Source organism: Streptococcus sp. XMC, assembly GCF_021341835.1.
In the GTDB taxonomy this organism is placed as follows: domain Bacteria; phylum Bacillota; class Bacilli; order Lactobacillales; family Streptococcaceae; genus Streptococcus.
In genome coordinates this window covers 114046-138986 of the sequence record NZ_JAJTNQ010000003.1, presented here as the reverse complement: position 1 = coordinate 138986, position 24941 = coordinate 114046, and the positions used below count along the sequence as shown (strand labels likewise).

The window sequence follows — 24941 nt, the reverse complement described above, 5'->3', positions numbered from 1 at the left end:
GAACGGTGCAGCTGGTCAGCTGTGTCGTTTTTTCTTTTTCGAAACTTCTCACGGAAGTTGCAGGGAGAAATCATCCTATAGATTTATGAGTAAAACGCATTCATTTCCGAAAGACCTTCAAGCTCTTGGTAAAAAATGCTATAATACAAGGTATTAAATACGAACAAAAAATCTTTATATAGTAAAATAGTTCGTTCTTTTAAGAGGAGAAGAGATGGGGTTAGAAGAGGAAACTGTTCAAAAGAAACACAATCGAGCGATAATCTATACGATATTTTGGAGCCTAGTTTTTGTGGTAGTGGTCATCTATTTGAATGCCAGTCAACTAAAACCGGTAAAAGGGCAGATGCGGATTGGCGTGACTTACATGACCATGAACAATGAATTCTATCAAACACTGAATGCAGAGATTGAACGAGTGGCTGACGAAAAAGGGGATTTGCTTCTAGTTCGTAATCCAGAACTAGACGAGGGAAAACAAAGCCAACAAATTGATTATTTTCGTCAACAAAAGGTCAATGTGATTGTCATTAACCCCGTCAAAGGAGATAGCCCTAAAATCATTGCTTCCCTGAAGCGAGCTCGAGAGGCAGGGATTAAAATCATTGCAGTGGATAGTCAGCTCAGCCATTTCACGGTGGATGCTAGTGTAGTGTCGGATAATTACCAAGCCGGGGTCTTGGTCGCCCAGCGCCTGATGAAGCAGAAAAATGAGGCGAAGATCCTACTCTTAGAGCATAAGGGGACGGTATCGGCAGAGCAACGGATCCAAGGGTTCTTAGACACCATTCAGTCGGAGCCTGCCTATCAGGTTGTTGGGAGAGAAGAGACCCGTGGTCAAACGGAATTGGCCTTACCAGCTGTTTCCCAGGTCATTCAGGATGGTCTGGTATTTGATACGGTCGTGGCCTTAAATGATCGGGCAGCTATCGGATCCCTAGCGGCCATCAAGGAAAACCAATTAGCTCAGCCGATTTCTATCTATGGAATCGATGGCTCTCCGGATATGAAAGTTTTGCTCTCGACGACGGATGATATCGAAGGGACGGTTGCCCAATCTCCTCTTAAAATGGGGAGACAGGTGATGCAAGTGATTGAGTGCATGAGGACAGGAAAAACCTACAAGGAACAATATAAGATTCCAGTAGAGATGATTGATAAGGATAATGTTGACCGATACGATGTCAACGGGTGGCAGTAATGACCAAACTTCGTGGCATTCGTTATAGTTTGATTTTATTAAAAATCATTAATTTTATCGCCATCTTGTTTAGCAGTTCCCTCTACTTGCATGCGACCAATTACATCATTGCCAAGGGGCAGGGCTATCAATTGTTGGAGCAATTGAGAGAAATACCAAGTTCCCCAGCTCAGAACTTTTGGATCTCCATCCTCCTCTTTGGAGGGATTCTTCTCATTACCTTTTATCGGATGCGCCCAGGGACACAGGAGTGGTCGGTTTTTGACAAGTGGAATATCCTAGAAATACTGCTGATGTTAGGCGTCATGATGTCCCTCAGCTTCTCCTACAATGGGATCATCCTTTTGGTATTTGCTGATATCTTTTACGGTTCTAAGGAGTTTAGTAGTTCCAAGGACAGACGCTACTGGTTTGCCTTTATCCTTCTGAGTTTCATTGTCCTCCTTGTGACCAACTATGACATCCTCTCTCTCGTCGTGCAGTTGCCGTCGCTAGATACCTATATCTCCTTCTATCCTTCATCGATTAGGATTCTCATCCTATTCGCTAAAAATGCGCTAGCTTCCTTAAATATGGTTGTCTTTATTATTTCTCTTCTCTTTTACATTTTATCGGTAGTAGCAGAGCACCATCGAATCGAAAAAGAGTTAGAAATGGTATCGCAGGTCAATACGGAATTAAATAGCTACATGGCCCTTTCGGAAAAGATTGCGGAGGACCGGGAGCGCAAGCGGATCGCACGAGAGATTCACGATACTCTGGGCCATGCCTTGACGGGCATTTCTGCAGGGATTGATGCGGTTGGGGTTCTGATTGATATTGATCCTGGTCGCGCCAAGACCCAGCTGCAATCGGTCTCTACGGTGGTACGAGATGGAATCAAGGACGTCCGGGGGTCTTTGAACAAGCTGCGACCAGGTGCCCTGGAGGATCATACCTTGAGGGATGCAGTTTTGAAATTGGTTCACGAATACCAAGCCATTTCCCACCTACAAGTCGATCTGACCTATGACTGGGATGAGGTGGATCTAGATGTCATGGTGGAGGATACTGTCTTTCGAGTGATTCAGGAGTCCATGACCAATTCTGTCCGCCACGGTCATGCCAGCCACATGCAGATTTCCTTTTTGGTGGAAGATGCCTATGTCATGATTCTCCAAGATAATGGGGTCGGCTTTGACCAACTGCAGGTCGGCTACGGCTTGAAGCAAATGCGAGAGCGGGTCTCTATCTTGGGAGGAAGGATCGAATTTGCCAATCGAAATGGCTTTTATACACGAATTGAATTGCCAAAAGAAAAAGGAGGAAAGGTCTTATGATTAAAGTAATGATTGCGGATGACCAAGCGCTGATTCGCGAGTCGCTCCAAATTATTTTGTCTGCTCATCAAGATATTCAGGTAACTTCGGCGGTAGCAGACGGCCACGAGGTGCTAGAGCGAATCCCCCAAGATCGACCAGATGTCGTACTGATGGATATTCGTATGCCCAAGATGGATGGCGTGATGTCGACAAAAGAAGTCAAGGAACGCTTCCCTGAGGTGAAAATCATCATTCTAACTACATTTGACGATGATGATTTCATCTTTCGGGCCCTGAAATATGGAGCCTCAGGGTATTTGCTTAAAGGCGCTTCCACAGAGGAGCTCTACCAAGCCATCCAAATTGTCTACCATGGGGGAGCCATGATTAACCCCAATATTGCCAGCAAGGTTTTTCAGATTTTTTCTCAGATGGCTCAGAGCAATTACACAATCTCCGTCTCTGAAGAATATGTGAGCGACTTATCCCTGACTGAATGGCGCATCATCCAGCAGATAGGTTTCGGAGAGTCTAATAAGGAAATTGCAGCCAAATTGTTCTTATCTGAGGGAACCATTCGGAATTACCTGTCCACCATTTTGTCTAAGTTGAACCTGCGGGATCGGACCCAGTTAGCTATTTGGGCTGTTCAAAAAGGGGTGACCACTAAGGATTTTGGAACAGAAAGTGATAGCCGATGAAGAAAAAACGTAAGATGCGAGGCGCCAGATTGTTTCTTGGGATCTTCTTGCTTCTTCTGCTTGCTGGAGGGATTTGGTGGCAGCAACAGCCTAGGATTGTCCGTTTGGGGGTCTACGCAGGCTCTAGTTGGGATGTGCCCACCCAAACAGAAGAAAAAGTCTTGGACCAAGCGATTGCTCGTTTCGAAAAAACGCATCCAGGGGTAAAGATTGTCTACGAAAGCGGAATTCCGAAGAATCGATATGCGAGCTGGTTAGCCAATCAGATCCTCCATGGGCAGGAGCCAGATCTCTATATGGTATCCAGTACAGAGCTCCCAGTGTTAGCAGCGCGTGGGGCGGTGGAAGATTTGACCCCCTTGATGGGCAAACAGGTCGATCCTTCTCATTTTTATCCCGTTGCCCTAGAAGCAGGCAAGTACAAGAATCGTCAATATGCTCTTCCTTTCGAGAGCAATCCTGTTTTGATGTGTGTCAATAAGGATTTATTGGAAAAGGAAGGGATTGCTATTCCAAAAGAGGGGTGGACCTTGGAGGAATTTTATACGATTTGTCAAAAAGTGACGCGGGATACGGATGGAGATGGCGAGCTGGATCAGTTTGGAAGTACGGATTATACCTGGCGGGAGGCCTTGGCAGCCTACGGTGGTCAGCTCTTCCGTCAGGACAGCATTAATCTGACGAGTAAGGAGATGAAGCGCTCGCTCTATTTTGTAGAAAAACTCGAAGCCCTTCATGGCAACTTCAATGTCACTTCTAAGGATTTTGATGAAGGCAAGGTCGCTTTCTATCCGATGACCTTGGCCCAGTACCGAACTTATAAACCTTATCCCTATCATGTGGCCAAGTATTCAAATTTCACTTGGACCTGTATCCCTATGCCAGGGGCTTCTGGCTCGACTCCGTCAACCTTAGTGGATACATCCCTGTTTGCTCTGTCTTCTCGGGCCAGTGCGAGTAAGGAGGCCAAGGAATTCATGGAATTTTTGACCCAGGACCAGCAGGTCCAGCAGGAACTCTTTCGGCAGTCGCAGGGGACCTCTGTCCTCCCTTCTGTCGTTAATAGTTCGGAGAGCCGGGACCTTCTTAAAGCGGATGATTTCGGGGTTGATTCTCTGACGAATCAGACCTTGGACCAGATTATGAAAAAAGCTGTCCTAAGCACTCCTGGCAACCTGCCAACTGATATCTGGGATCGGTTGGATTATTTAATCCATAATGCTCTAAAAGCAAAGGAGATTGATAATCAATTACCTCAAATTCAGAAGATTATTGAGGAAATGCTTCGAGAGAAATTTCGTTAAGAGCAACTAGGCATCTGTCAAGTGACAGATGTCATTTTTTTATTGACAGATGTCAACTTTTCTTTGTGACAAATGACAATAGTAAAACGCTTTCAAAAGCAATACAATAAGGTCATCATAAAGGAGGCGAAAGGATGAAGTATCTGGTATTGGTCAGTCACGGTGGACTGGCAGAAGGTCTGAAAAGTTCACTGGCTATGTTTGCTGGGGATAAGATCGATCAGGTGATTGCGGTCGGATTGAAAGAAGGCAAATCGGTAGATGATTTTGCGCATGATTTTCGTCAGGCGCTTTCCCCTTTGACAGATGAGGACTCTGTCTTAGTTCTAGCAGACATTGTAGGTGGCAGTCCTTTGACAACGGCGGCAACGGTGCTAGAGGAACAAGGGAAGCTGAGTACAGCCTTGATCTTAGGTGGAATGAACTTGACCATGGCGCTGACAGCAGTTGTGATGAAGGATATGATGGAGGGGGCTGATCTGGCCCAGGTGATTTTATCCGAAGCTTCCACTGCCTTGCAAGAATTTGCCCTTGCCCCGGTAGAGGGTAACGATGAAGAAGATGATGATATTTAACTGAGGGAGGTTAGAAAATGGTAGTATCATTTGTTCGGATTGACGACCGTATGATCCACGGTCAAACAGTAACTCGATGGGCTAAAGAAAAGCCTTGTGATGGCTTGATCGCTGTCAACGACGCAGCAGCTTCCAATAAGGTCTTGATCCAAGCCTATAAAGGGGCTTCAGATAAAAAAACCTTTGTTTGGACCAAGGAAGCTTTCAAAGAAAAATCTGCAAAAGTAACGGAATCAGAAACTCGCTATTTCTTGATTACTAAGAACCCTATCGATATGAAAGAAATTTTGGTCGACCAAGGGTTTGTACCAGGGGATGTCAAAGAAATCATTGTCGGTCCTGCAAATGACCGTCCGGGTGCTGTGAAATTGGGAAATAACCAATCCATCACCCAGGAGGAAGCAGAAGCCATTGAAGCCATTCAGGCTGCAGGCTACAAGGTGAAATTCCAGTTGCTTCCAGATGTATCCATCGGTTACTGGGATGATTTCAAATCAAAATTCGGATTCTAGAGAGGGGAGAATCCTAGCTCTTCGTCACTAAACTATACTTACAAACAAAAGGAGCGTTTGTTATGACAATTTCATGGATTCAAGCAATCTTGCTTGGTATTTTCGCCAGCTTGTCTTCAATGCCTGGTATGGGTGGTTCCAGTATTGGGAACTATACACTTGGTCGTCCCCTAGTTGGTGGCTTGATCTCAGGGTTGATCCTTGGAGATGTGACAACCGGTATCATGGTCGGGGTAGCCCTTCAGGTCGTTTATATCGCCTTGGTTACACCTGGTGGAACTGTATCTGCCGATGTACGGGCTATTTCTTATATCGGAATTCCCCTTTCTATCTTATTTGTTCATGCCAACAATATTACTGGTGAGGCAGCAATTGCAGCGGCAGCAGCCCCAATCGGTGCAGCCGTTGGGACTATCGGTACCGTTCTTTTCTACGGTACTGCGACCATGAACTTGCTTTGGCAACATATCGGTTGGAAAGCCGTTGAAGAAGGAAACTTCAAAAAACTCTATGCAGTGGACTGGGTTTATCCATGGATTTCTCACTTCCTCTTCTCCTTCCTTCCAACCATGATTATCACCAAATACGGTGAAAACATGGTGGATTTGATGAAACAATACCTTCCAATGGATGGTTACTGGATGAAAGCCCTCTTTACAGTCGGTGCCCTTCTTCCATGTGTCGGTATTGCCATCCTCTTGAAGCAAATCGTTACAGAAGTGAGAGACTTCATTCCATTCTTTGTTGGATTTACCTTGGCAAAATCTCTTGGCTTGAACTTGGTAGCGAGTGCGGTAGTTTCATTGATCTTTGCAGTGATCTACTATGAACTTGAGGTGATTAAAACAATGAAAGTCATCCCTGCTGGAGCAAATGACTTTGACGATGATGAGGAGGATATCTAAGATGGCTGATAAAAAGAAAATTTCAAAGAAAACGCTAACCAAAGCATTCCATCATTGGTATTATGGTCACTTGACTTGTTTCTCTCAAGAACATATGCAAACCTTTGGGTATTTGACTTCGATGCTTCCAATCGTGGAAGAAATGTATGATTCCAAAGAAGAACAAAAAGAAGCCATGCAAACCTATACAGCCTTCTTCAACACGGAACCCCAACTAGGATCTCTTGTTGTAGGGATCACAGCTGGTTTGGAAGAAGCGCGTGCCAATGGAGAAGCAGTAGATGGCGAAACCATCAACGGGATGCGTGCTGGTTTGATGGGTCCAATCGCTGGGATTGGGGACTCCTTGGTTGTTGGGACTTTAATCCCTGTACTTCTTGGGATTGCCCTTGGTCTTTCTAAAGGCGGAAACATTGCAGGAGCTCTCTTCTATATCGTCGTTTGGAACCTCTTGGTTTACTTAGGCATGCGTTTCGCCTTCTTCAAAGGCTATCACTTAGGGGACAAGGCTGTTGAATTCCTTGTAGGACCAAAAGGACAAGCCCTTCGTAAAGCGATTAGTGTGGTCGGTGGTATGGTCATCGGTGCCGTAGCAGCGACTTGGGTCTCTGTTACAACAGCCCTCGAATTCAAAAATGCTGACGGAGAAGCCTTCCTTAAAATCCAAGAAAAGATTGATGGCGTCTATCCAGGTCTCTTGACTGCTGCCTTTATCACGCTTTGCTGGTGGCTCATGGCGAAGAAGAAAGTCTCACCAAACAAGGTCATGCTTCTCTTAGTCATCATCGCCTTAGCTGGGGTAGCTCTTGGAATCTTTGATCCAGGTCTCAAATACTAAGAGAAAACTGGAAACAGTTTATTGCAACCGGAGCATTGAGAATGAAGTACGTGACCTCCTTTACGAATACTTCATTCTCAATTTTTATTGAAGGAGGCATCTATGCACACCAGACAAGAATTAATAAAAGGGTATGAGACGGAAATTCGCTACCAACGCCATATGTTGGAAAACTTAGGTCGCTGGTTTAGTGTGCTCTTTCTCATGGCCAGTATTGGTGGACTACTGATTTATTTCTTTCACAAGACTTCCCTCCTATTTTTGATCTTAGGTAGCTTGATCGCCCTGATTGGAATAGCAGGGATGTTGCTAGTGGGGTATGGGATGTATCGTGGTCGAGCCAACTTACAAAAAGTCATCCAAGCTTACCAACAAAAACTAAATTTGGTTGGCTAGAATTCGAAAACACTTCGAAGAGATTGAGGTGTTTTTTTCTTGACTATTTTTGACCAAGTGATACAATAGAAACATGAGTTAGCACTCAATGTTGAAGAGTGCTAAAATACAAGAACGGAGGAATGACATGTTAAAACCATTAGGAGACCGCGTGGTCTTGAAAGTAGAAGAAAAAGAACAAACAGTCGGTGGCTTTGTCATCGCAGGAGCAAGTCAAGCTGAAACCAAAACAGCAGAAGTCATCGCTGTAGGTGAGGGAGTTCGGACCCTCAGTGGCGAGTTGGTAGCACCAAGTGTCAAAGTCGGTGATACGGTCTTGGTGGAAAATCATGCAGGCGTTGAAGTGAAAGACGGCGATGAGAAGTACACGATTGTTGGGACTGCAAGTATTCTTGCCATTGTTGAAGCCTAAAGAATCAGAAAGGAGAAAGATGTATGTCAAAAGAAATTAAATTTTCATCAGATGCTCGTGCAGCCATGGTCCGTGGGGTGGATATCCTAGCAGATACCGTTAAGGTGACCTTGGGACCAAAAGGGCGCAATGTGGTGCTTGAAAAATCATTTGGGTCACCATTGATCACCAATGATGGGGTGACCATCGCCAAAGAAATCGAATTGGAAGACCATTTCGAAAATATGGGTGCCAAATTAGTATCAGAAGTTGCTTCGAAGACCAATGATATCGCTGGAGACGGAACAACGACTGCGACTGTCTTGACCCAAGCCATCGTCCGTGAAGGAATCAAGAACGTTACAGCGGGTGCGAATCCAATCGGTATCCGTCGTGGGATTGAAGCAGCGGTTGCGACTGCTGTTGAAGCCTTGAAAAACAATGCCATTCCAGTTGCCAATAAAGAAGCCATCGCCCAGGTTGCAGCAGTTTCTTCTCGCTCTGAAAAAGTCGGTGAATACATCTCAGAAGCCATGGAAAAAGTGGGCAACGATGGGGTGATCACGATTGAAGAATCTCGTGGAATGGAAACCGAGTTGGAAGTCGTTGAAGGAATGCAGTTTGACCGTGGTTACCTCTCTCAATACATGGTCACTGATAATGAAAAAATGGTGGCAGACCTTGAAAATCCTTATATCCTGATCACCGACAAGAAGGTGTCAAATATCCAGGAAATCTTGCCATTGCTTGAAAGTATCCTTCAAAGCAACCGTCCACTCTTGATCATTGCGGATGATGTGGATGGAGAAGCCCTCCCAACGCTTGTCTTGAACAAGATTCGTGGAACCTTCAACGTGGTTGCTGTTAAGGCACCAGGATTTGGGGACCGTCGCAAAGCTATGCTAGAAGACATCGCGATCTTGACAGGTGGTACTGTTATCACAGAAGATCTCGGTCTTGAGTTGAAAGATGCGACCATCGAGGCGCTCGGTCAAGCAAGTAAAGTGACAGTGGACAAAGATAGCACAGTCATTGTAGAAGGTGCAGGAAATCCTGAAGCTATCGCTAACCGTGTGGCTGTGATCAAATCACAAATCGAAACCACAACGTCAGAATTCGACCGTGAAAAACTCCAAGAACGCTTGGCAAAATTGTCTGGTGGCGTTGCAGTTATCAAGGTCGGAGCTGCAACCGAAACAGAGTTGAAAGAAATGAAACTTCGTATCGAGGACGCCCTCAATGCGACACGCGCAGCGGTTGAAGAAGGAATTGTTGCCGGTGGTGGTACGGCCCTTGCCAATGTTATTTCTGCAGTTGAAACCCTTGAATTGGAAGGGGATGAAGCGACAGGACGCAACATCGTGCTTCGCGCCTTGGAAGAACCTGTACGCCAAATCGCCCACAATGCAGGCTATGAAGGATCAATCGTTATCGATCGCTTGAAACATGCAGAAGTCGGAACAGGCTTCAATGCTGCAACAGGTGAATGGGTCAACATGATTGAAGCAGGAATTATCGACCCAGTGAAGGTGAGCCGTTCAGCCCTTCAAAATGCGGCTTCCGTAGCAAGTCTTATCCTGACGACCGAAGCAGTGGTAGCCAACAAACCAGAACCAGCTCCAGCAGCACCGGCTATGGATCCAAGCATGATGGGTGGGATGATGTAATCTGATACCAATGATTGGTGCTAAAGCACCGAATCATTGGACGGTAGCCGCTTTGTTGCGGCCTACCTAATCATCTTACTAAGAAAACAAAGAAGGCATTATCGGCCTTCTTTGTTTTCTGTCGTAACCTGTTTGTTTGATTGAGGCTATGCTTCTAATCATTTGACGCCAACCGCTATCAGGCGGCTTGGCTAAACGTCTTACTAGCTCAAAGGGAGGAAAGTATCGTTCCTCCCTTTTTCGCGTCGTAACCCCGTGTCAATTTATTAGGTGGATTTGTAGTTTACGGCAAGCACTATGGTGTCTTGCCGAAGTGTCTTACTAAGAAAACAAAGAAGGCATTATCGGCCTTCTTTATTTTCTGTCGTAACCTGTGTGTTTGATTGAAGCTATGCTTCTAATCATTTGACGCCAACCGCTATCAGGCGGTTTGGCTAAACGTCTTACTAGCTCAAAAGGAGGAAAGTATCGTTCCTCCCTTTTCACGTCGTAACCCCGTGTCAATTTATTAGGTGGATTTGTAGTTTATGGCAAGCACTATGGTGTCTTGCCGAAGTATCTTATTAAGGCAATAGTGAAAGCGTAATTGAATGGCATCTCAAAAGTGAGATAGAGAAAATCTGACTTTTGGGGTGTTTTTTTAATGGTTAGGAATTCCACCCCATCTTTATGGTAAAATAAAGATAAAAAGATGAGGAATGGCAATGTCAAAACGAACAAAAAAAGTTTTTCTATCCTTGCTTTGTTTTTTTCTACTCCTCCTTGGATGCAAGTTTTATATGGATCGAATGAAAGTAGACAACCTCTATCGTCACGGTTTTCAACTTTATGAAGAACAAATCGCTACTTATCTAAAGGAACATTACAGTGGTATCAGTAAAATCGAGTTTTCCCCTATTTTCAAAAGCGGGGGCGGAGGAGAAGGTTTTGTCAATGCTCGTATAGTTCCAGTTGTTTACGATACTGATGGAAATAAAGTCTATCTACGAAATGACGGAGCACTAGATATGGCAGTTAGAGATTATGGCACTCTTGCTGGTCTTGACTTAAGCTTTAATGTCAATGATGGTTCTGAGATTATATATTTATATAATACAAAAAAGGAGTATATTTCTGTAGAAAACCACCAACACCTTCCGGATAGCTTGAAATTTCAAAAAGAGGAATTTACGGATGAGGCGATGGAAGCTTTTTCTCGTGAGGGACATCTAAAAGGTGTAGAAAAGAATGACCAAGGTAGTCCCCAAGCTGAGATTGTCTATAATTTGGAAATTAGACGAGTCCAGGGGAGAGAGGCTTTCGAATGGAAGTAAGCAATCAATTTGCTAAGTTAAGATAGAATGAGGAGAGTTTTAAATGTTTAAAAGAATAAAATCTATTCTTCTTTATCTTATAGTCTTTCTTGTTCTTGTGGTAGGTGGCGAGTTTTATATGGATAGATTGAAAATAGACAATCTCTATCGTCATGGTTTTCAACTTCATGAGGAACAAATCGCGACCTATCTAAAGGAACATTACAGCGGCATCAGCAAAATCGAGTTTTCCCCGATTTTTATTACAGGAGGAAATGGGGAAAGTTTTTTACAAGGCCGTGTAGTTCCAGTGGTTTATGATACTGATGGAAATAAAGTCTATCTCAGAAATGATGGTCTTGTTAAGAAGGTTCTTGTCGATTATAGTATGGTATTTGGGACTGATTTGGCTTTTAATTATTATGAAGGCTCGGAAATTATTAATCTAAGGGATGATAAAAGAAGACGCAATAGTGTTATTTGGGGGCAACCGCTACCTGAAAATTTGAAATGGGTAAACCACGAGACAACAGATGAATCGATGGAAGCTTTTTCTCATGAGGGATATCTTAAAGGTGTAGAAAAGAATGACCAAGGTAGTCCCCAAGTTGAGATTAGTTATAATTTAGAGATTCAACGAATTGATGAAAGAGACTTGGATAAATGGCAATGACACATCAATTTAGTAATTTGAGATAGAATGAGGAGAGTTTTAAATGTCTAAACGAACGAAAAAAGTTTTTCTATCCTTGCTTTGTTTTATTCTACTCGTCCTTGGAGGTAAGTTTTATATGGACAGAATGAAAGTGGACAATCTTTATCGGCATGGTTTTCAACTTTATGAAGAACAAATCGCAACCTACCTAAAAGAGCATTACAGCGGTATCAGTAAGATTGAATTTTCTCCGATTTTTAAAAGTGGAGGAAGCGGGGAAGGTTTTGTCTATGCTCGTATAGTCCCAGTTGTTTATGATACATATGGTAATAAAGTATATTTGCGTAATGATGGCGTTTTAAAGATGGGTGTGGCAGATTATGAAATGGCAGCTGGAATTGATTTAGATTTTAATGTCAATGACGATTCGGAAATAATATATTTGCGTAATGATCAGAAAGAGTCTATTGGTGTAGAAAGTTACCAGAATCTACCAGATGAGTTAAAATTGAATAAGGATGAAATTACGGATGAGGTGATGGAAGCTTTTTCTCGTGAGGGACATCTAAAAGGTGTAGAAAAGAATGACCAAGGTAGTCCACGAACTGAGATTGTTTATAATTTGGAAATTAGACGAGTCCAGGGAAGAGAGTTCTATGAATGGAAGTAACCTGATACCAATGATTGGTACTAAAGTACCTAATCATTGGACGGTAGCCGCTATGTTGCGGTCTACCTAATCATCTTACTAGCTCAAAGGGAGGAAAGTAACGTTCCTCCCTTTTCACGTCGTAACCCCGTGGTCAATTTATTAGGTGGATTTGTAGTTTACGGCAAGCACCATGGTGCCTTGCCTAAGCATCTTACTAAGAAAACAAAGAAGGCATTATCGGCCTTCTTTGTTTTCTGTCGTAACCTGTGTAAAAGATTGGTACTAAAGTACCTCATCATTGGAAGGTAGTTGCTATGTTGCGGCCTACCCAATCATTTTACTTGCTCAATGAGGTTAGCAGGTCTCCAATCCTCAATCAATCATTGGATGAACGGATTATTCTAATCTTTTCTTTGTGGCAGAAGGGTGCATATTTATATATATTACAAAAGTTTGTGAAATAAATTTGGCTGAAGCCTGTTTTTCTACAGTTTGGCTTCCTTTATTGAAGAAACTAAGATCAATCCGATGGGGATCAGATTAGTTATTTGAGGTGCGGATTTTTGTTTACATATAGTGAAATAACGGGGAAGATACCCTTTGAAGCGGGTAGTTAGATAGTTGGTATTTTGAAGTAACCTGCCTGTTCGATTTTTGGAACAAAAATGCAATACAAATTCCTTTATTTTGTAACAAAGATGCGTTAAAATATAGGAAGTAGATAAATGTTCTACACTAGAGCAAGGGGGGAATACTTCCCACATACATGTCTAAAGACAAAAACTTGATCGAATAAATTAAAACTTTTTGATTCTTAATTTTTATCGACCTTTTTCATATTAAACTTTTTCATCCACCCCTTGCTAAGGCTCTTCCAGATTTTCTGGGGGAGTTTTTTTCTATTTCATAAACATTTCACATTTCTTTTCTATAATAACTATAACAAATGATGAAAGCGCCCATATTGTATTACTGTGGGCTTTGAAATGGAGGGTGAGTTCATGCTCTTACAACAGGCAATCGCCTATATTTCTCGAAAAAGAACGAGGAATCTGGTTCTCTTTCTGATTCTCCTCTTGATCCTCTCTTGCTTGTATTTCTGTTTTTCACTGATGCAAGTAGGAGGAAGGCTGGAGGACCATATCAAACAGTCGGCTGGGACCAGTTTTGCCTTGACCAGTAAGCAGGGGGATAGGCCCTTTGCTTTGAAGGAGGCTGAAAAGGTGCAACGACTGGCTGGGGTGGGAGCCATGGTTCCTCAATATGAAAGTCCCGTTCGCATTCTTGGTAAAGAAGCGGTGACAGGGCAGCAGTCGGTCGAACGAGACGATTTGGGTCAGGAAGCCAAGCAAGCGCTAGGCGCTGTCTTTACCCAGAAGACAGACCAGCACCTGGATTTCCGCAGTGGTAGTTTCCAACTGGTGCAAGGCAAGCACTTATCCGACAAGGCTCGCGGGCAGATCTTGATCCACGAAGAGTTGGCTAAGAAGAATAAGCTAAAGGTCGGAGATTCCTTGACCTTATCCAGCTTTCAGATGGGAGAGACTCCTACCAAAGAGCAAACATTTGAAATCATTGGGATCTTTTCAGGTAAGAAACAGGAAAAATTCACAGGAATGACCTCTGATCTGAGTGAGAATCAAGTCTACCTCCCTTATGAGGATGCGACCAAGCTCCTTGGTCTCAGTCAGCAAGAAGTGACCCAGGCCACCTTTGGCGTCAAAGATCCTGAGAAAATCGATGCCCTCTTGAAGCAAGTCAAAAGCTTGGATCTGGATTGGCAATCGCTACGCGTGGTCGAAGATCGCAAGGCCTTTGACCAGATGAAGGAATCCTCTCAGACCTTAGAAGGCCTGGTACGGATCATGATGATCGTCCTCCTAGTGACTGGAGCCGGTGCCCTATCGCTCTTACTCAGTCTCTGGACACGGGAGCGGATCCATGAAATCGGGGTGCTCTTATCCATTGGGAAGAGCAAGGGCCGGATCTTTAGACAGTTCCTTTTGGAAGTGGTGCTGGTATCCTTACTAGCAGTGATCCCAGCCTTTCTCATCGGGCGGATGGTCAGCCATCGTTTCTTAGAGCAGTTTGTCGGACAGACGGGTCAACAGCAGACCCTAGACTTGCTCAACCAAGTCCCTCAAGGCCTTTCCTTAGGAATCGCCTATGCTAGCCTCTTGTGCTTGATCCTTCTATCGCTCGGTGTAACGACCAGCATGATCTGGCGCAAGACCCCAAAAGAAATATTAACAAAAATGAGTTAAGGAGAAATGACACATATGTTAGAACTCAAGAATGTAGCCTATAGTTACCAAAGCTATAGTGAAGATATCCTCTCAAATGTGAACTATCAGTTCGAAAATGGGACATTTTACAGTATTATTGGTCAGTCAGGAACTGGGAAATCAACCCTCCTCTCCCTCTTGGCTGGTCTGGACAATCCCAAGAAGGGGCAGGTTCTCTTTGATGGGGAGGACATCCAGACCAAAGGGTCTAGCTACCACCGCAAGCACCATGTCTCCCTGGTCTTCCAGAATTACAATCTAATCGATTATTTGACGCCACTGGAAAATGTCCGTCTGGTTAACAAACAGGCTGGGAAAGAGATTCTCTTGGAATTGGGATTGGACGAAACGCAAATCAAACGCAATGTCCTGCAATTATCTGGAGGTCAACAACAGCGGGTGGCCATTGCGCGTGCGCTCGTTTCAGAAGCACCTGTCATCTTGGCAGATGAGCCGACAGGAAACTTAGATGAACAGACAGCCGGTGACATTATTGCCATTTTGAAGAAGTTGGCCAAGGAACGCCAAAAATGTGTCATTGTCGTCACCCACAGTAAGGAAGTGGCAGAGGCCTCCGATGTGGTCTTGGAATTGAGTCGCCGTAGCCTCGTTGAGAAGAGCAAGTAAGGAGGGAATGCTATGTTGCGAAATGCTTTTGCTTATATCACACGTAAATGGCCCAAGTCTCTCTTGCTCTTTGCCATCATTCTCCTCATGGGGACCTTGAGCTTGATTGGACTCTCCATGAAGGGAGCGACCCAACAAGCTTCATCGGAAAGCCTGGGATCCATCACCAATAGCTTCTCCATGCAGATCAACCGCAGGACCAATCCAGGAACCCCTCGGGGAGCTGGGAATCTCAGAGGAGAAGATATCGAAAAAATCAGCCAGGTAGAGGGGATCACCTCCTCCATCAAGCGGATCAATGCCATCGCAGATATCCTGGACCACGAGATTATTGAGACTGAAGAAACCCTGCAAAACCAATCTCCAGAGCGGGCCAAGCACTTTAAGAATACCTTGATGGTGACAGGGGTCAATGACTCTTCTAAAGAAGATAAGTTTGTCTCTGGAGCCTACAAGCTGGTCCAAGGAGAGCACCTGACAGACAAGGACAAAAACCAAATCCTCATGCACGAAGATTTGGCGAAAAAGAATGGTCTCAAGGTGGGCGATAAGGTGCGTCTCAAGTCCAATCTCTACGACGCTGACAATGAAAAAGGGGCCAATGAAACTGTCGAAGTAACCATTAAAGGTCTGTTCTCAGGGAAGAACCAAGCTCCTCTAACTTACGCCCAAGAATTGTATGAAGATACCCTCATTTCTGACCTAGATACAGCTGCCAAGCTCTATGGCAATACTGTTCAAACAGCTACCTATGAGGATGCGACCTTCTTTGCCAAGGGGGATCAGGACCTCGATAAATTGATCGAAAAAATCAAAGCCTTGGATATCCCATGGAATTACTATGACCTAGTCAAGAGCTCTTCCAACTACCCAGCCTTGCAAAAATCGATCAGCAGCATGTTCCAAGTGGCGGACTACTTGTTTATCGGTAGCCTCATCTTTGCTAGCTTGCTTCTCACCCTTCTCCTCGTCTTGTGGCTCAATGCCCGTCGTAGAGAAGTGGGTATCTTGCTGGCTCTTGGACTTTCTAAGGTACAGATTGCGGGACAATTCGTGGCAGAATTGGTCATGATTTCCATTCCAGCCTTCCTCCTCTCCTATGGAGTCGCAGGTCTTCTTGCCAAAGCAGTAGGAGATACGGTGCTCAAAAACGTAACCAGTGGCATTGCCAAACAAATGGCTCAAGAATCCTCTGCTGCCAATCTTGGTGGAGGAGCTGAGGCAGAAAGCTTCAGTAAGACCTTGACAGATATCCATATGGACATCCAACCGAGCCAATTGCTGGTGATTGTTTTGGTAGGTGGACTTCTCTTGATTCTGGTATCCATCCTTTCTTCTCAATGGCTCTTGCATAAGAAACCAAAGGAACTCTTGGTGGATGTCGAATAAGAGATTGTTTCCTAAAATAGAAATAGGGTATAATAGGAGGTAGAAGTTTCTTAGATAAAAAGGAAAGTGTATGAAGATACTAATCGTAGAAGATGAAGTCCTGATTCGAGAAGGGATGAGCGACTATCTCATGGAATGTGGCTATGAGGTCTTTGAAGCAGGCGATGGGCAGGAGGCCCTGGACCTCTTTCACAGAGAGGCGCCAGATCTGGTCTTGCTGGATATCCAGCTCCCTATCCTCAATGGCTTGGAAGTCCTAAAGACCATTCGCAAGACCAGCTCAGTACCTGTCCTCATGCTAACGGCCTTCCATGACGAGGACTATAAGTTGACAGCCTTTGGAGAGTTGGCAGATGGCTATCTGGAAAAACCCTTCTCCTTGTCCCTCTTGAAGGTCCGTATCGAAGCTATTTTTAAAAAGCTCCAGCCTTCACGGGTCTTCACCTATGGAGAGGCACGGGTGGATTTTGAGAGCTACACAGCCAGCCTAGCAGGCCAAGCCATTTCCATGAATGCCAAGGAGTTGGAAATCTTGGAATACTTGCTCCAGCATGAGGGCAAGGCCCGGACCCGCTCTCAGATCCTCGATGCTGTCTGGAAGGAGACGGAGGAGATTCCTTTTGACAGGGTGATCGATGTCTATATCAAGGAACTACGAAAAAAACTGGAGCTGGACTGTATCGTAACGGTACGCAATGTCGGCTATAAATTGGAGAGACAATGACCAAACGGAGTATCTTTGCAAAAATCTTTCTGATCACCTTTGCCCTTTTTAGTAGCTTAGTCATCCTTCTACATGCTTCGGTTTACTTTATTTTTCCATCGACCTATATCGAGTCCCAGCGCCAGACGATTTTGAAGAAATCGCAAGCTCTGGCTAAGAGTTTACAGGGCCAGGAAGAAGGGACCATTGAGTCGGTCATCGACCTTTATTCCAAGACCAATGATATCAAGGTGTCTATCAAAGGAAAGCAAAAACAAAATGCCCTAGAGGTCAAGGATGACCTGCTCGTGAACCCTGATAGCCAGAACAATTCCCTGGTCATTGAAGAGCGAAAGATTCAGACCAAGGAAGGGAAAGACTTAACCTTGCAATTCTTCGCGACCGTCGATTCGCAAAAGGAAGCGCGGGACATCAGTCTGGGCTTTCTTCCCTATAGTCTCCTTGCTTCCTTTGTTCTGTCACTAATTGCCTCCTATCTCTATGCCCGCCTGATTTCTGCTCCGATCCTGGAGATCAAGCAGATGACCAAGCGAATGAAACGGCTGGATCGGACAGCTAGTCTTCCCATTCATTCGCAGGATGAGATTGGCGTTCTCAAGCAACAGATCAACGACCTCTATCACCATCTTTTAGAGGTGATCGACAATCTAGAGCAGCAGAAACAGGAAAATCTGAAGTTGGAGCAGATGAAGGTCGAATTTCTAAGAGGGGCCTCGCATGAGCTCAAGACTCCTCTGGCTAGCTTGAAGATTATCCTCGAAAATATGCGGGATAAGATCGGCCGCTACAAGGACCGGGACCGTTACCTATCAGTCTCCCTCGATATCGTCGATGAGATGAACCAGATCGTCCTAGAAATCCTGTCCCTGTCCTCTGTCCAAGAATTGGCTGGTGACAAGGAGTGGATCCAGCTGGATCAGGTCTTAGAGCAGATCCTCGACCAGTACAAGGTCTTGGCTCAATCCCGCTCGCTCACGATTGACAATCAAATCCCTGACAAAGCAGTTTATATGGACCCAGCCATTCTGAAATTGGTTCTCTCAAATGTCATCAGTAATGCTGTTAAGCATTCGGATGCCGGTGGAGAGATCCAGCTCCGTCTCGAAGAAGAAGGGCCCCACTTGGCTGTTGAAAATACCAGCCAGAAAATGGTAGAGTTCACTGAGATGCCAATGTCTGCTAGCCGCCAGAAGAAGGAAGGTGGCTTGGGACTCTTCGTGGTTCAACACTTGCTGGACCATGAAGAATTGGCCTACCAATTCGATAAAACGGCTATGGGCTTACGCTTCCGCATGGAACTTTCTAAAGATCCGCAAGAATAATAAAAAACTAGCGAACAAGCATTTCTCTTGTTCGCTAGTTTTAATTTAATCAAGCTTTTCTACCTTTAGTAATTGGCCGTGTTTTAATTCATAAATGGTATCTACATAGGTCAGGATGGAGCGGTCATGAGTCACCATGATGGCGCTCTTGTTTTTGGATTTAACTTCTTTCCGGATCAACTGGGCGATTTCTTGCCCCCGATCAGGGTCAAGGCTAGCGGTTGGTTCATCGGCTAAGATGACCTGCGGATTTCCGATGAAGGCGCGAGCGATGGCTGCCCGTTGTTTTTGTCCACCAGACATCTGATTAGGGTATTGGTGGTAACAAGTTTCGATTCCCAGATCTGCCAACAAAGCTTTGACTTCCTCTTGGCGTTTTTTCTTGTCCTTTTCTCCCTTCAATTTGGCTACCAGTTCTAACTGGTCACCGATTTTCATATAGGAGAGGAGCTGGTGATCTTGAAAGATGAAGCCGAGCAATTCCAGCCGTTTTTGTGTCCACTGGCCTTGGTTGAGGCCGGTCAAGTCTTGGCCAGCGATAGAAATCCGCCCCTCGTCTGCTGACAAGAGTAAGCCAGCGATGGCTAAGAGAGTGGATTTACCAGATCCTGAAGGGCCCAAGATCGCGACAAATTCGTTGGGTTCGACGCTTAAATTCAGTTGGTTGAGGACATGGTGCATCTGGCTGCCATCGGCGTAGGATTTTCTGATATTCTCTAATGCAATAATGGCCATCTTATTCTCCATTTCCACCAATGACTTCGATTGGATCTACTTTTTTGATTTTGACAAGGGACAAGGCACCACACAAGATAGAGGTCAGGATAAAGCTAACCGAGATGGTGAGGTTGTCTTTCGGGGTCATAAAGGAAGGGACACTATTCGGTAAAAATGGCGCCATCATAGTTGCCAAGCCAAGCCCCAGCAGTACTCCGATGAGGGAGATGATGGTGAGCTGGGATAGTTGAACATAGGTGATCTGGCTCATGGACATGCCAATGGCTTTCAAGACGCCGAACTGTTTCAACTTTTGCAAGGTCAGGATATAGAAGAAGACCCCAAGGATAGCAGAAGAAGCGAGTAGTAGCACCCACGTGATCATCCGTAGCGTCAGGTTTTGAGCCTTGTAGCCAGGGATTTTATCGATCACTTGCTTCTTATCCGCCACCATTAAGTTACTGGATAGATCGTTAGAAGTGATGCTCTTCTTGGTTACAAGGGTTTGGGCTTGCCATTGATAGCTTGGATCTGTTTTTTGCCGCATGCCTGTGTAGGTATCCGAGCTGATAAAACCAATTTCACTATAGCCGTATTTGGCATTTTTTGCAAAGGCCACGACCTTGAGTTTTTGCTTAGAAGTTTTGTCGATCACTTGATCACCGACTTGGATTCCCTCATCCTCTTTGAAAGAATGGTCCAGAATGACCTCGTTTTTCTTTAAGTCGGAGATCTTGAGGTCTGTATCCTCCATGATTGGATTGAGGATCTCTTCTTCATTGTGGTCGGTCGCGAAGTAGGTGATATCCAGAGTGTTGGAATCCTCTGATTTTGAGACGGTTGCCCGCTGGATGGACAAACCCGAATAGCCCATTCCCTCTATCTTTTGGACCTCATCTACATCTTTCGCTGTAATAGTTGAAAAGGGGATAATCCCTTCTGAATCCGTCGAAAGGATGTAGTGCAGGGCCCCATAGTTATCGATTTGGGCCGATACCGACCGCCCCAGTCCATTTGTCAGACCGGACAAGAACACCACCATAAACATGAGAATAGTAATGAGGAGTTCAATCAGGATAAACTTCTTGGGTTGGTATTTAATTTCATTCCATGCGATTTTCATATTCGTTCTCCTTTTAGCACGGAGGTGCTCAAGTAGCTTGGCACCTAAACATACTCTACCATCATACCACAAGTGGGGGGAGAATATGGGGATGGTGTTTGGGGAAGGGGAGAGTGATGAAGAAAAGTTTGAAGCCCAAATCATAAAATAATATGGATGCTCTTGACAATTCCTATTAAAAGCGTTAGAATTCTACTATAAGTTGTTCACTTTTGAACAAATAAATTATAAACAAGGAGTCCAATTATGGCAGAAATTTCACTATCCCCAGAAGAACTCACCTCGCAAGCCGCTGTTTATTCAAACGCTCGCGATCAAATTGAAGCTGCTATCCAAGCAGTAAACAGTGCCAATGGAGAAATGCAAGCACACTGGCAAGGTAGTGCCTTTAATTCTTACCTTGAGCAATATCAACAATTACACGGTGATGTTGTTAAATTCCAAGAGTTGTTGACTTCTATTAATCAACAATTGGTTAGCTATGCTAATACTGTTGCTGAGCGTGACAACGCAGACGCATCTGGATTTGGTTTTAAAGGATAAGAAGACTCTGGAATGGAGGGATGGGATTACTTCCTATCCCTCTTTAATTTAGTTGAAATTTCGATAGAGGAGAGTAAAAATGTCAGATGCGTCCTACTACCAAGGTCTAGCGAATCAAGAATCGCAAAATTATGACCAAGCTATCGCTCAAAAAGGAGTGGTCGACGAAAAAATTAAACGCCTAGAGACTGCAAAGACAAATCTATCCACTCAAATAGATAATTTTCAAACAGGCATTATAGAGGCCTTAGAGAAGATAAAAGGAGAAGATGAATCTCAGTTCAAAGGCGATCGTAAGGCTAAATATACCGAGAAGTATGAAGCAGCTAACACTGCTGCTACGACTAATAAAACAAGCCATGATACAAATTTAACCAGTATAGCCAATAAAATTGAGGAGCTCCAAACGGAGTCTGCGAATTTACAGGCTGCAGCCGATACAGCCTACAATAATATGTTGAATTATCAAGCGGCGGCAAATAACGCAAGTTCGTGATAAAGGATGGAGGATAAATGGGAACAAAAGGAACGGATTATGGAGTTTGGACAGGCCTGACTTCTACTGTCAATACAAATGTCTCTGGGATTTCAGATGTTGCAGAGTTGAGTTTTGCAACTACTACAATGACACCTTTCACATCTTTTAATGATGATATTAAGTCTTTTAATGAAGTAATTGATGCTCTTAAAACCTTTACTGCTGATGATATCACACATATGAATCAAGTTGCTGAAAACAAAGTGACAGATGACCAAAATCAGGCAAATGCTAAATAAGAAAGTTACCGGAAAGGAACTAGATAAATGAATGAGATGAGTGATTTATACAAAACGGCCTTGCTTCAATTAGAAATTAGTGAAACTGAGCAGGCTGTTCTAGAACAAGTTGGTTATTCCTTAGTCGGTCAGGCGGATGCTTTTCGTAAGCTTCAACTGGTAATTTTTAAGAAAGAGTCTCTGTATAGTTACAGTAGTTTGCTTGGGACATCCGTTGTGATGGAGTTTGACTGGGAAAGCGACAAAGCAAGCATGACGTATTTGGAGTCGGAAGTCAAACTATCAATGAAAGATTTTATGCTTTGGTTATCCTATACGGACTTGCTTCTGGCCCCAGTTCTTCCTTTAGGAAGTTTGGTAGAGTTAGATCGCGACTTACTTCCTGACGGGTTAGTATCTGCCATGGAGGATGCAAAAGTTCCCTTTATGGCAACTATCATGGGGCGTAGGATTATTCCTGAGGCAGATGATAAGGAATATATAGATTATATGGTGAGTATTTATCCCTATGGTATGAGATTAGATGTGGAACCATTGTTTATTCCAAGTTATTTAATTTCTCAGGTTATTCATGAAGGGTACAGCGATACGTTTGATCAAGACTATGTTGATCAGCAATTTCGAAAGGATTATTTCCACCATAATATTCTTTCCCTGACACATAGTACTGAAGGAGAAAATCGATGAAAATTGATATGACAGAGGTTCAGAACCAAAAGAAGGCCTTGTCTACCTCACAAACATCACTCTCAAATCAAATCGAGACAGCCAAGTCCTCATTTGTGAATCTGGTCAATTCCGAAAGTCTTAAAGGAGATGTCAAATCAGCAATTAATGCTAAGATTAGCAATCATCAAATTCCGTTGATGACGAATTTCTCCAATGCTATGTCTGTACTCTCTGCTCAATATGACAAAACGATTGAACAGTTTCAGACGACAGTATCAGAGACTGCAGCAGATGCAATTATTGATACAGAATACTTGCAGGGAATTTTGGGTAGCTTCGCAGGACTCGAGACTAATATCGCATCTGTGGATAGAGAAACAGCTAGTATTTATGACTCAATCTCTGACATTATTAGTCTGACTAACCCAGATGCTAGTACTATTACAACCCCTTTATCAGAAGGTAAAACCATTCTAACGGATACCAAAACAAATATGGAAAGTTTCAATGGTTGGAAGCGTGGTGATGATTTTAGTAAATTATTACTGACTCAGGAGACTACCTTGGGAGGTTTGGCTGCTGCAGGCAAATCTTCTTTCACATCAAAAGAAGCTAAGGCATTTTACTACAAAGATGACTTTTTAAATGCTGTCAATCAAATTCAAGATTCTGTAAGTAATTCAACTCCAGTAAAAATGTTGAATTTAGTTTCAAAAACTGTAGATGGCTTATTTTTTGTGAAAAAAACAGCAGGGGAAATATCAGAGAATGAAAACTACAATCGCTTGTCCAATGGTATGGATTTGTTAGAAGGCTACTATGATTTGTTTGTAAAAGGAGCGAGAGATCATAGTTCTCATCAAAGCATGGAGAGGTCAGGATTTGATGCTCTAAACAAATTATGGCAAAAATATAGTAAGGATGGTCGATCACTTTGGGATGTACTCTACCATTCAAAATTAGGAAATAAATTTAGATCAGTAATGACTTCGATTACTGAGTCCAAGGCGTGGAAGTATGTGAGTAAGGTCAAAGATACAGTTGATATGATTGATGGTCCCCTCAAAAATGGTATTAAGATAGTTGGAAAAGGGCTCAATATTGCTGGATGGACTATAATGGCTGCTGAAGCTGGCTATCATGGAGTCAGTGCCTATAACGATAAAGGAAGTCGTGCTTATAAGAGTGTTGGTAAATCCGTCATCCATGCGGGTATAGAAACCATGAAGGATGCAGGTCCATTGGAAGCAACCGCTATTGGAGCAAAATTTGGTCCTGTAGGAGCACTTGGTGGATTGGCATATGGGACAATAAATGGTTTAGCTGGAACATTTTTTCCAAAAGAAAGAGATAAATTCTTTAATTCAGTAGAAAATTTAGCATTTGATGCTTATGATGGTGCAGTTAAGACGGTGAAAAATGTTGGCAAAGCACTAACAAGTGGATGGAAGACCGTTACGTCGTGGTTTGGAGGCTAAATAATGAAGAGAGTAAGTCTATTTGGTGCTAATTTTGAAGACAGTAAGAAAATTGTAACCAGTGGGAAGTATTCATTAACAGCAGGGATGCCAAACCCTATCCATATGAGCCTTCTCAATCGTCTCTTTACAGTTGTTTTTTGTGTATTTTTCTTTTTTGGCATCCTGGTCTATTTTTTATTAATCTCTTTGCCTAGTAATTTAGGGAAAGGTACAGACATTCGTTATCTTTCTTATGATGCGGCTGTCTTAATTCGATCTATAGGAGGTTTTTTAAAGCCTGTTAGTATTCTAGTCTATGTTGGTTTTCTTCTTGCTTCTATTCCAGTTTTTTGGCCGAAAAAGCGCTTGAGTAGTCAACTCTGGACCTATTTTCCTTTTTATTTCCCGTGGTTATCTGGGGCGTTTATTTCAGGGCTCTACTTTGCAAGTGCTGTAGCCTATGATGCCTATACTCTGCTGGGCTTCTGGCTTCAGCTGATAGTAGGAATTGCTCTCTTTGTCTGGATAATTGTTAATAAAATCCAGAATTTGAAACGACGATTGAATGATGAAGGAGAAAAGGTGCTTCTGAAGAAAGTCTTATTGATTACGCTAGGTATAATGGTCTTTCTTTTTCCAGTATCTTTAATTTATCATCAGGTAAACAAGTTACCGGTTTTGTGGTATTTTTATCCTTTCGGTTTAGTATTAATTCTTTGGTTTGTTATCTATGCTTATTTAGTGGCCTTTCTCATTGATGTCCATATTGTTCAAGCCTACTATATCTATAAGTATCCGATGGAATACAAAGAATATTTGGGGATTAGTGACCGCGAATGGTATAGCAAACGCTATTATAAAAAGTTGGTTAAGAATAGTCAGCTAGAAGAAAATAAGTAATAAAAAAGGTGTAAA

At 43.5% G+C, this 24941-nt stretch carries 27 protein-coding genes; 25 read left to right on the top strand and 2 right to left on the bottom strand.

Annotated elements, in window-relative coordinates; translation table 11 throughout:
• The first annotated feature begins 214 nt into the window (after positions 1–214).
• From LXO72_RS07190 to LXO72_RS07100, 19 genes are all read left to right on the top strand, one after another.
• Positions 215–1201: a substrate-binding domain-containing protein gene (locus tag LXO72_RS07190; protein ID WP_233331952.1), complete on the top strand. Its 987-nt coding sequence runs from the start codon at positions 215–217 to the stop codon at positions 1199–1201.
• Positions 1201–2520: a sensor histidine kinase gene (locus tag LXO72_RS07185; RefSeq protein WP_233331951.1), complete on the top strand. Its 1320-nt coding sequence runs from the start codon at positions 1201–1203 to the stop codon at positions 2518–2520. The genes LXO72_RS07190 and LXO72_RS07185 overlap by 1 nt, the downstream gene beginning before the upstream one ends.
• Positions 2517–3203 (top strand): response regulator transcription factor, encoded by a 687-nt coding sequence (locus tag LXO72_RS07180; protein WP_233331950.1) that lies wholly within the window; start codon positions 2517–2519, stop codon positions 3201–3203. Before LXO72_RS07185 ends, LXO72_RS07180 begins: the two co-directional genes overlap by 4 nt.
• Complete coding sequence (locus tag LXO72_RS07175; protein ID WP_233331949.1) at positions 3200–4507, top strand: ABC transporter substrate-binding protein; 1308 nt, start codon at positions 3200–3202, stop codon at positions 4505–4507. The genes LXO72_RS07180 and LXO72_RS07175 overlap by 4 nt, the downstream gene beginning before the upstream one ends.
• A 134-nt stretch (positions 4508–4641) precedes the next feature.
• A complete protein-coding gene (locus LXO72_RS07170) occupies positions 4642–5082 on the top strand; it encodes a PTS sugar transporter subunit IIA (RefSeq protein ID WP_233331948.1) in 441 nt (146 codons plus the stop codon).
• A gap of 17 nt (positions 5083–5099) precedes the next feature.
• Complete coding sequence (locus tag LXO72_RS07165) at positions 5100–5594, top strand: PTS system mannose/fructose/N-acetylgalactosamine-transporter subunit IIB (protein WP_006595112.1); 495 nt, start codon at positions 5100–5102, stop codon at positions 5592–5594.
• 62 nt (positions 5595–5656) lie between these two features.
• Positions 5657–6499 (top strand): PTS mannose/fructose/sorbose/N-acetylgalactosamine transporter subunit IIC, encoded by an 843-nt coding sequence (locus LXO72_RS07160; RefSeq protein ID WP_233331947.1) that lies wholly within the window; start codon positions 5657–5659, stop codon positions 6497–6499.
• Positions 6483–7337, top strand: coding sequence for a PTS system mannose/fructose/sorbose family transporter subunit IID (locus tag LXO72_RS07155; protein ID WP_042361448.1), 855 nt, complete (start codon positions 6483–6485; stop codon positions 7335–7337). The genes LXO72_RS07160 and LXO72_RS07155 overlap by 17 nt, the downstream gene beginning before the upstream one ends.
• Positions 7338–7439: 102 nt before the next feature.
• The gene (locus tag LXO72_RS07150; protein ID WP_048789493.1) at positions 7440–7733 is read left to right on the top strand and encodes a hypothetical protein; all 294 of its coding nucleotides are present in this window, start codon (positions 7440–7442) and stop codon (positions 7731–7733) included.
• 127 nt (positions 7734–7860) lie between these two features.
• Positions 7861–8145 carry a co-chaperone GroES gene (gene groES, locus LXO72_RS07145; protein WP_048789494.1) on the top strand — a complete coding sequence of 95 codons (285 nt, stop codon included), beginning with the start codon at positions 7861–7863 and terminating at the stop codon, positions 8143–8145.
• Positions 8146–8168: 23 nt separating this feature from the next.
• Positions 8169–9791 (top strand): chaperonin GroEL, encoded by a 1623-nt coding sequence (groL, locus tag LXO72_RS07140; protein ID WP_120701336.1) that lies wholly within the window; start codon positions 8169–8171, stop codon positions 9789–9791.
• Positions 9792–10495: 704 nt separating this feature from the next.
• Positions 10496–11104 carry a hypothetical protein gene (locus tag LXO72_RS07135; protein ID WP_233331946.1) on the top strand — a complete coding sequence of 203 codons (609 nt, stop codon included), beginning with the start codon at positions 10496–10498 and terminating at the stop codon, positions 11102–11104.
• Between the two features lie 43 nt (positions 11105–11147).
• Complete coding sequence (locus tag LXO72_RS07130) at positions 11148–11756, top strand: hypothetical protein (protein ID WP_233331945.1); 609 nt, start codon at positions 11148–11150, stop codon at positions 11754–11756.
• A gap of 43 nt (positions 11757–11799) precedes the next feature.
• Positions 11800–12408: a hypothetical protein gene (locus LXO72_RS07125; RefSeq protein WP_233331944.1), complete on the top strand. Its 609-nt coding sequence runs from the start codon at positions 11800–11802 to the stop codon at positions 12406–12408.
• Between the two features lie 983 nt (positions 12409–13391).
• Positions 13392–14654: an ABC transporter permease gene (locus LXO72_RS07120; RefSeq protein ID WP_233331943.1), complete on the top strand. Its 1263-nt coding sequence runs from the start codon at positions 13392–13394 to the stop codon at positions 14652–14654.
• Positions 14655–14669: 15 nt separating this feature from the next.
• A complete protein-coding gene (locus LXO72_RS07115) occupies positions 14670–15302 on the top strand; it encodes an ABC transporter ATP-binding protein (protein WP_009731296.1) in 633 nt (210 codons plus the stop codon).
• A 12-nt stretch (positions 15303–15314) separates the two neighbouring features.
• Positions 15315–16691, top strand: a complete 1377-nt coding sequence (locus tag LXO72_RS07110) for an ABC transporter permease (RefSeq protein WP_233331942.1) — start codon at positions 15315–15317, stop codon at positions 16689–16691.
• Between the two features lie 70 nt (positions 16692–16761).
• Entirely contained in the window at positions 16762–17415 is a 654-nt protein-coding gene (locus tag LXO72_RS07105) for a response regulator transcription factor (protein ID WP_233331941.1), read from the top strand.
• The gene (locus tag LXO72_RS07100; protein ID WP_233331940.1) at positions 17412–18737 is read left to right on the top strand and encodes a sensor histidine kinase; all 1326 of its coding nucleotides are present in this window, start codon (positions 17412–17414) and stop codon (positions 18735–18737) included. Before LXO72_RS07105 ends, LXO72_RS07100 begins: the two co-directional genes overlap by 4 nt.
• Before the next feature lie 45 nt (positions 18738–18782).
• On the opposite strand, the gene LXO72_RS07095 is transcribed toward LXO72_RS07100, so the two are convergent.
• Entirely contained in the window at positions 18783–19472 is a 690-nt protein-coding gene (locus LXO72_RS07095) for an ABC transporter ATP-binding protein (protein ID WP_233331939.1), read from the bottom strand.
• A gap of 1 nt (position 19473) precedes the next feature.
• The gene (locus LXO72_RS07090; protein ID WP_233331938.1) at positions 19474–20577 is read right to left on the bottom strand and encodes an ABC transporter permease; all 1104 of its coding nucleotides are present in this window, start codon (positions 20575–20577) and stop codon (positions 19474–19476) included.
• A gap of 246 nt (positions 20578–20823) precedes the next feature.
• Here LXO72_RS07090 and LXO72_RS07085 point away from each other — a divergent pair, with 246 nt between their 5' ends.
• The 6 genes from LXO72_RS07085 (at position 20824) to LXO72_RS07060 (ending at position 24926) form a co-directional block, all read left to right on the top strand.
• A complete protein-coding gene (locus tag LXO72_RS07085) occupies positions 20824–21120 on the top strand; it encodes a WXG100 family type VII secretion target (RefSeq protein WP_154859036.1) in 297 nt (98 codons plus the stop codon).
• Between the two features lie 79 nt (positions 21121–21199).
• Positions 21200–21616, top strand: coding sequence for a DUF5082 domain-containing protein (locus LXO72_RS07080; RefSeq protein ID WP_233331937.1), 417 nt, complete (start codon positions 21200–21202; stop codon positions 21614–21616).
• A 17-nt stretch (positions 21617–21633) separates the two neighbouring features.
• The gene (locus LXO72_RS07075; protein ID WP_233331936.1) at positions 21634–21897 is read left to right on the top strand and encodes a hypothetical protein; all 264 of its coding nucleotides are present in this window, start codon (positions 21634–21636) and stop codon (positions 21895–21897) included.
• 27 nt (positions 21898–21924) lie between these two features.
• Positions 21925–22584: a DUF4176 domain-containing protein gene (locus LXO72_RS07070; RefSeq protein ID WP_233331935.1), complete on the top strand. Its 660-nt coding sequence runs from the start codon at positions 21925–21927 to the stop codon at positions 22582–22584.
• Complete coding sequence (locus LXO72_RS07065) at positions 22581–24044, top strand: T7SS effector LXG polymorphic toxin (RefSeq protein WP_233331934.1); 1464 nt, start codon at positions 22581–22583, stop codon at positions 24042–24044. Before LXO72_RS07070 ends, LXO72_RS07065 begins: the two co-directional genes overlap by 4 nt.
• Positions 24045–24047: 3 nt before the next feature.
• The gene (locus LXO72_RS07060) at positions 24048–24926 is read left to right on the top strand and encodes a beta-carotene 15,15'-monooxygenase (RefSeq protein ID WP_233331933.1); all 879 of its coding nucleotides are present in this window, start codon (positions 24048–24050) and stop codon (positions 24924–24926) included.
• Positions 24927–24941: the final 15 nt, after the last annotated feature.